The 7,539-nt window shown below is 60.6% G+C and carries 8 protein-coding genes; all 8 read left to right on the plus strand.

Going from position 1 to position 7,539, the window contains the following annotated elements; genetic code table 11:
• The first annotated feature begins 12 nt into the window (after positions 1–12).
• Positions 13–1,431 carry an NADH-quinone oxidoreductase subunit N gene (locus tag BLR80_RS10035; RefSeq protein WP_092079494.1) on the plus strand — a complete coding sequence of 473 codons (1,419 nt, stop codon included), beginning with the start codon at positions 13–15 and terminating at the stop codon, positions 1,429–1,431.
• A 156-nt stretch (positions 1,432–1,587) separates the two neighbouring features.
• Positions 1,588–2,517 (plus strand): phosphogluconate dehydrogenase (NAD(+)-dependent, decarboxylating), encoded by a 930-nt coding sequence (gnd, locus tag BLR80_RS10040; protein WP_092079497.1) that lies wholly within the window; start codon positions 1,588–1,590, stop codon positions 2,515–2,517.
• Positions 2,514–4,025, plus strand: coding sequence for a glucose-6-phosphate dehydrogenase (gene zwf, locus BLR80_RS10045; protein WP_092079500.1), 1,512 nt, complete (start codon positions 2,514–2,516; stop codon positions 4,023–4,025). The genes gnd and zwf overlap by 4 nt, the downstream gene beginning before the upstream one ends.
• 9 nt (positions 4,026–4,034) lie before the next feature.
• The gene (pgl, locus tag BLR80_RS10050; RefSeq protein ID WP_092079503.1) at positions 4,035–4,733 is read left to right on the plus strand and encodes a 6-phosphogluconolactonase; all 699 of its coding nucleotides are present in this window, start codon (positions 4,035–4,037) and stop codon (positions 4,731–4,733) included.
• 233 nt (positions 4,734–4,966) lie between these two features.
• Positions 4,967–5,359 carry a YbaN family protein gene (locus BLR80_RS10055; protein WP_092079505.1) on the plus strand — a complete coding sequence of 131 codons (393 nt, stop codon included), beginning with the start codon at positions 4,967–4,969 and terminating at the stop codon, positions 5,357–5,359.
• The gene (locus BLR80_RS10060; RefSeq protein ID WP_092079508.1) at positions 5,356–6,213 is read left to right on the plus strand and encodes a carbohydrate deacetylase; all 858 of its coding nucleotides are present in this window, start codon (positions 5,356–5,358) and stop codon (positions 6,211–6,213) included. Before BLR80_RS10055 ends, BLR80_RS10060 begins: the two co-directional genes overlap by 4 nt.
• Positions 6,194–7,201: a GPMC system family 4 glycosyltransferase gene (locus BLR80_RS10065; protein WP_092079511.1), complete on the plus strand. Its 1,008-nt coding sequence runs from the start codon at positions 6,194–6,196 to the stop codon at positions 7,199–7,201. Before BLR80_RS10060 ends, BLR80_RS10065 begins: the two co-directional genes overlap by 20 nt.
• A gap of 213 nt (positions 7,202–7,414) precedes the next feature.
• On the plus strand, positions 7,415–7,539 hold a 125-nt coding region (locus tag BLR80_RS13405), incomplete at its 3' end, for an AAA family ATPase (protein WP_171906412.1).

A 7,539-nucleotide genomic window follows, 5' to 3' on the forward strand; every position in this document is an offset into this window, starting at 1 on the left:
ATCGGATCGATTATGCTGAACACAGTCTTTTTGCCCGAGTTGGCACTGATGGTGATGGTCCTCGTCCTGTTCTTCATGACGTTGGGCAAGTTCCGCACCGGTACCATCCAGCTGGTCAGCCTTGCCCTTACTGCGCTGACCCTGGCCGCCGCGATTGCCAGCTATGGCGCCAAGGGCAGCCTGTTCTTCGATGCCTATCAGGTCGATACCCTGTCACAGCTGTTCAAGATCGTTATCGTCTCAGGTCTGTTCCTGATCTATGGTCTGGGGCGCGGCCTTACCGGTATCGATAGTCGCTTGCATGCCGAATATAATATGTTCCTTGGCATCAGTGCCCTTGGGCTGGTCATGCTCAGCAGCGCCGTAGAACTGTTGACCCTGCTGCTGTGCCTGGAAATCTCATCCTATGCCCTCTATGTGGTGATCCCGTTTCGCAGCGGTCAGGGCCGCATGCATGTCGAGGCGGGCATCAAGTATGTGCTGTTTGGAGCTGCCGCCACGGGCTTGACCCTGTATGGCATGAGCTATCTGTTCGGTCTGGCCCATACCACCTATCTGGGCGAGCTGGCGCAGGTGATGCCGGCTCTGGTTGCTACCCAGCCGCTGGCAATTCTTGCCTCGGTGCTGGTGCTGACGTGTTTCTTCTACAAGTTGGCGCTGTTCCCGATGCACTTCTGGACGCCGGATGTCTACCAGGGGTCGGCTAACGAGACGGCCAGTTTTGTCGCTACCCTGCCCAAGGCCGGCGCTGTGCTGCTGTTGCTGCGGCTGGTGGCCGTGGCCGGTGCTGACATCACCCAGCTGACCTGGGTGCTGGCCAGCATTGCCGTGCTGTCGATGACCCTCGGCAATCTGACTGCCTTGGTGCAGACCGATCTCAAACGCCTGCTGGCCTATTCCAGTATTGCCCATGCCGGTTATGTGATGCTCGGCATCCTGTCGGTCGATGAACTGGGCATGGCAGCAGCGGTGTTTTACGTTATCGGTTATCTGCTGATGAATCTCGGCTGCTTCTATGTGATCTACAACATCGCGCCGGAAGGCCAGAACGTCACTTTCGACGATCTCAAGGGCTTGTCACGCCGTTCTCCGCTGCTGGCGCTTACGCTGCTGGTATCGGCCTTCGGTATGGCCGGCATTCCGCCGACTATCGGTTTTATTGGTAAGTTCATGATCTTCACCGGCGCTATCCACAAGGGTTTTTACGCCCTGGTGATTCTTGCCGTGATCAACGCCGCGGTGGCCGCGTTCTACTATCTGAAGCTGGCGCGCGCTGCCTACACGGCTGCTGATGATGATCAGGAGCCCATTGCCCTACCGCTGACCACTCAGGCCATGGGGCTGTTCTTTATCCTGGCCATTATTCTGGTCGGTGCCTTGCCTCAGAGCTTTCTGGCAGCAGCCCGCGAGGCAGTTGCTGTTCTGCTTTAGCCCTGTTATTTCGGTTCAGACACAAAAAGCCCTGGCAAATGTCAGGGCTTTTTTGTGTCTGGCAGGGTGCAGCTGACAGATGCCGCAAACCTGCTACCCTGTGAGAGGATAGCGGAGTAGAAGCATGATCGGAATTATTGTTGACAGGAGAATGGTATGCAGCTGGCAATGCTGGGATTGGGGCGAATGGGCATGAACATGGCGCGGCGGCTGGCTCGTGATGGGCATCAGCTGTGTGTCTGGAACCGGACGGTTGAACGGGCGCAGGAGCTGGCCGCACGGGAGTCTTCCGTCTCTGCCTATGGATCATTGACGGAACTGGTGGCCAGTTTGACACCTCCTCGGCAACTGTGGCTGATGGTGCCTGCCGGGGTGGCGGTCGATACGCTGATTGATCAGTTAGTGCCGTTGCTTGCTCCGGGCGATCTGTTGATAGATGGTGGGAATTCTTACTACAAAGACGCCTGCCGGCGGGCGGACCAGCTTGAGGCCAGGGGGTTGCTTTTTTGTGATGCTGGCGTCAGCGGTGGTATCTGGGGTTTAAGTGAAGGCTACTGCCTGATGGTGGGCGGCTGTCGCAGCGCCTTTGATCGGATTGAACCCCTGCTGGTCAGTCTCGCTCCGCCGCAGGGTTATCTCTACTGTGGCGCTGCCGGCGCTGGGCATTTTGTCAAAATGCTGCACAATGGCATCGAATACGGCATGATGCAGGCCTATGCCGAAGGGTTTGCCGTATTGGAGGCATCGGATTATGGTGATCAGCTTGATTTTGCGGCTGTTGCTCATCTGTGGAATCAGGGTAGCGTGGTGCGCTCCTGGTTGCTGGAATTGCTGGAACATGCCTTTACGGACGATAGCCGCCTGCAGCAGCTGTCTGGTTATGTGGCGGATTCCGGCGAAGGGCGCTGGACCGTTCAGCAGGCCGTTGAAACCGGAGTCGCCGCGCCGGTCATCGCTCTGTCGCTGTTTCAGCGCTTCGCATCGCGCCAGCCCGATGCCTTCAGCAATCGGGTGTTGGCGGCGCTGCGGCGCGAGTTTGGCGGCCATGCGGTCAAATCATCTGCCGAGTCGCAGGCTTCACCATGACAGCATCCCAGCCCGACGTCCTGGCGGGGGCCTATGGCCAATGCCAGCCTTTTCGTATCGAGGCCTTGCGGCCCTGTACCCTGGTGATTCTCGGAGCCTCCGGCGATCTGACCCGCCGCAAGCTGATGCCGGCGCTCTATAACCTGTTTGAGCTCGGCGCACTGCCGTCCGGTTGTCAAATCCTGGGCTGTGGTCGCACGGCTTTAACCAGCGACCATTTTCGTGAACAGATGCTGGTGGCGATCCGTCAGCAGCGCGCGCTGACTATGGAGGAGTGGGAACGTTTCGCGCGCCTTCTGGCTTACCGCCGGCTCGATTATGCCCAACAGGCCGACTGGCAGGATCTGGCCAGCTGGCTTAGGCAACCGGGTTTGCCTGCCAGCCGCCTGTTTTATTGCGCCCTGCCGCCCGACCAGTATGCGACCGTCGCCTGTCAGCTGGGTGCGGTCGGGTTGCAGCAGGCGACGGCGCCGGATTACAGCCGCCTGATCATCGAAAAGCCCTTTGGCCATGATCTGGCCAGCGCCATTGCCCTCGACGCCAGTCTCCATCAGATTTTTGCCGAAGATCAGCTGTTCCGCATCGATCATTATCTGGCCAAGGAAACCGTCCAGAATCTGCTGATGTTGCGGTTTGCCAATGCCCTGTTCGAGCCCCTGTGGAACCGCAGTTACATTGACTCTGTCACCATTATCGCCAGTGAACAGTTGGGAGTCGGTCAGCGAGCCGGCTATTATGATCGGGCAGGGGTACTGCGCGACATGTTTCAGAACCATCTGATGCAGATGCTGGCCCTGGTGGCCATGGAGCCGCCCAGCCGTTTTGAAACTGAAACGGTCCAGAACGAAAAAGCCAAGCTGTTTCGTAGCCTGCGGCCCTTTTCGACGGGCGATCCTGCGCCACAGCTGCTGTTGGGCCAGTATCAGGCCGGCCAGATCGATGGCCAGGCTGTGGTTGGTTATCGCGCGGAAGCCGGTGTGGCGGCGGATTCCTGCACCGCCACCTATGCCCTGCTGCAGCTCTATATCGACAACTGGCGTTGGAGCGGGGTTCCTTTTTATCTGCTGTCGGGCAAGCGTCTGGCCGCGAAACAGACCGCCATTCACATTCAGTTCAAGCAGATTCCCCATTCCCTGTTCGGCCATTTGCTGTCAGCGCCGATTCCGGCCAACCGGTTGGAGCTGGCAATCTACCCGCAGGAACGTATCGCTTTGCATCTTCAGACCAAAAGCCCTGGTGGTAAGGCGTGTCTGGCGCCGGTGCAACTGTGTTACGATTACCCCCAGGCACCTCTGCAGGCCCGTCTTGACGCCTATGAAAAAGTCCTGCTTGATTGTCTGCAGGGTGATCATATGATGTTCTGGCGTCAGGATGGCGTCGCCTTAAGCTGGGCCTATCTGGAGCCGGTTCTCGGCCGCTGTGGCAGTCAGCCGCTGTTGCCTTATGTCGCCGGCAGCTGGGGCCCGCCCGAAGCCGCCGCTCTGACGGCCCGTCTGCTGAATATCTGAAGGATTGTCATGGCCGATCGCCAGTTTGATTCTCCTGATGCCCTGGCGCGCAGTCTGGCCAGTTTTTTGGTACGGCTGGCGCGTCGCTGTGTGCGCCAGCGTGGCCGTTTCAGCCTGGTGCTCAGCGGCGGTGGTACACCGCTGCCGCTCTACCGCCTGCTCGGTCAGGAACCCTGGCGCAGCCAGATGCCCTGGGCGCATACCTGGCTGTTGCAAGGCGATGAACGGGCCGTGCCACCGCACGATAATCGGAGCAACTGGGCCCTGATCCGCGCCACCTTTGGCGATCTGCCGCTGGCCGACGATCATTGGCTGCGGATGCGGGGCGAGCTGGGCGCTCTGGCCGGTGCGCGGGACTATCAGCTGCGCCTGCATGTCTGGGCCGGTGGTATTGACCTGCCGCGTTTCGATCTGGTTTTGCTGGGCATGGGTGAGGATGGCCACGTTGCCTCATTGTTTCCCGGTCGACCGGCAGCGGCTGTTCAGGGCGCCCTGGTGGTGGCCGAGACCGCCGCCATCGGTCAGCCGCCGGTGCCGCGCATCAGTCTTGCTCTGCCGCTGATCAATGCCGCCCGCTATCGCTGCCTGCTGCTCACCGGCAGCCGCAAGCGGCTGTTGTGGCAACAACTGCAGCAACGGCCGACCAGGCTTCTGCAGCTGCCCGTCAGCCAACTGGCGCGCCCGCTTTTTTGCTATATGAGTGAGTAACGATGGTGTCGCACCGCACGCCAACGGCTGCGTTGCTGGAATCGCTTCGCTGCTTCAATGGACATTCGTACGCCTTTATGGCGCGACCCTGGCGCGCCGTGCAAGCCATGCTGGTGTTTCGTTGGCAGACAAGACGATTTTGCGGTAGATAATGCAACATCCTTATATCAAAGGCTTGTTCATTTTAAATGACTGTACAGCAAGACAATAAGTCCTTGCAGGATGGGCACAAAATGGTGCGCCCGGCGGTGGTGCGCCTGCTATTGTTGTCCCTGGGGCTGTGCAGTACCGTTCTGGCCGTACTCGGCCTGTTTGTGCCGCTGTTGCCGACGGTGCCATTGCTGTTGCTGGCGGCCGCCTGCTTTGCCCGCAGCAGTGAACGCTTTCATAACTGGCTACTGGACCATCCCCACCTGGGACCATTGGTGCGGGGCTATCTGGCCGGTCAGGGCATGCCCCTGCGGGCCAAGATCCGGGCCATCAGCCTGCTGTGGCTGTCTATTGGCATCTCGGTGCTGCTGTTGCTGACCCAGCTGTGGCTGAAGATGCTGCTGATCGGTATTGCCCTGGCGGTTACCGTCTATCTGCTGCGTCTGCCTGTCTGCGCAGCCGGCGAAGAGGTATGAGCGCTTCTGTGCGGTTGATTGTCAACGCCGACGATTTTGGCTGGGCGCCAGGGCGTGACCGGGGCATTCGCCGTTCGGTGCTGCGCGGTCTGGTTACCAGTGTTTCTTTGATGGCCAATGGCGCTACCTTCGTTTCTGCCGCCCGTTTCGTGCGGCACCGGCAATTGCCCTGCGGTGTGCATTTCAACTTGTCTGAAGGCCGCGCTCTCTGTGGCCCTGTCGGCGGACTGACAGACGCCCAGGGCCACTTCCTTGGTAAACAGGCTGCGCGCCGGCGTTTTGCGCAGGGGGCCTTCGACAGCAGAGCCGTCGAGCGGGAACTGCAGGCACAGTTGCAGCGTTTGCTGCAGGCCGGCCTGCGGCCGGATCATTGCGATACCCACCAGCATTGGCACCTGTTCCCGGCTCTGATGCCGCTGTTGTTGGGGCTGTGCCGCCGTCAGGGCATTGCCGCCGTGCGGCTGGCGGCGCCGGCTGAACCGCTGGCGCAACAGCGTGCGTCCGTGTTGGGGACAAAACTGGCTGCCGAGCTGGCTCTGTACCGCCAGCTGGCGCCGGCCTTACGTCAGGCGATCAATCAGGAAGGGCTGTTTGCGCCGGATGGTCTGTGGGGCATGACCTTGCTCGATCGTCTTAATGAGGCACGGCTGGTGCGTCTGCTGCATCAGCTACCGGGAGGATGCTGGGAATTGATGGTTCATCCCGGCGATATTGATCCGGGTCAACCGTTTGGCGGGCCATCCCGCCGGCGGGAACAACGGGCCCTGCGGGCCAGCCGGTTGCGTGAAACCGTTGTCCGCTGTGGCATTCAGCTGACCAGTTTCGGAGCCTCCTGTGCGCATTCTGCTCTGTAGCCCCGAGGCCCAGGCTGCTACCGGCAACGCCAACAGCGCCCGCCGCTATCAGGCTTTGCTGCAGCAGCGCGGCCATCAGGTTGAAGCCCTGCTGGCGCCGGCCGATGCCGCCGTTTTTGCGGCTGCCTGTCAGCGGTTTCAGCCCGAGGTGCTCCTGCTGATTCATGCCTGGCGCAGCGGTCGCCTGTGGCTCGAAAGCGGCCGGCTAGCGCCGGCCCTGGTCGTTCTCAGTGGTACCGATGTCAATCAAGGGCTCGATCTGCCGGATCAGGCGCCAGTCATCCGGCAGGTGTTGCAAACCGCCACCGTTGTCGCGGCGCATAATCCGCAGCTGCTGGATCAACTCGGTCAACGATTGCCCCAGTGTTGTCAGCGACTGCGTGCCCTGCCGGTTTCGGTGCAATTGGGGCGGCAGCCCTGTTCGCTGCAGCAGCATTACGGCATAGATCCGACCACCCTGGTATTGCTTTGTCCTGCCGGGCTGCGACCGGTAAAAGGCGTGCTTGATCTGTTGCACTGGTACAATGCGCTACCGCCAGAGAGGTTGTTGCCGCCCTGTCTGCTGGCTTTTTGCGGTCCTGTTCTCGATGAAAGCTACAGCCGATGTTTTCTGGCGGCCGTCAGACAGCAGCCCCTGGCCCGCTACCTTGGCGTCATCGCTCCGGACGCCATGGCCGACGTGCTGCGCCAGAGTGCCTTGGTGCTTAATCACTCCGAATCCGAGGGCCTTTCCGGTGCGTTGCTGGAAGCCGCCTGTCTGGGGCGACCGATCCTGGCACGCGATATCCCCGGTAACCGCGCTCTGGTGCAACCGGGGGTCAATGGTCTGCTCTACCGCGATCAACAGGAATTTCACCGTCATCTGCTCCAGCTGGTGCAGCACGCCAGCCTGCGTCAGCAACTTAGCCGGCCGCAACCGCAAATGCTCGATGGCAGTGCTGAAGGTGATGCCCTGGAGCAGCTGTGCCGCTTGACGATGGCGGGCTGATGGCGCAGCCGCTGTGGCAGCGCATTGCTGTTGAGGGCGCGATCGCCGCTGGACCAGAGCTTCCCCCCTGATAAGGGGGGGTGGTTTTGAGCGGTTTTCAGCCGCGATCATCCCTTGCACCGCCCATCGCGGCTGCAGGCTGCCAGCATCTCTGCTATCATGGCGGCGCACCCTGGCAGCATAAAGGAGAACCCGCCCCAAGGAGAACTCTCCATGACCGCCCTGAAAAAACTGCCCATCGGCATCCAGACCTTCAGCGAGATCCGTCAGGAAGGCTACCTCTACGTCGATAAAACCCCCCAGGTGCGCCAACTGGTCGAGCAAGGCAAATACTACTT

The organism is Desulfuromonas thiophila (genome assembly GCF_900101955.1).
GTDB classification, from domain to species: Bacteria; Desulfobacterota; Desulfuromonadia; order Desulfuromonadales; family Desulfuromonadaceae; genus Pseudodesulfuromonas; species Pseudodesulfuromonas thiophila.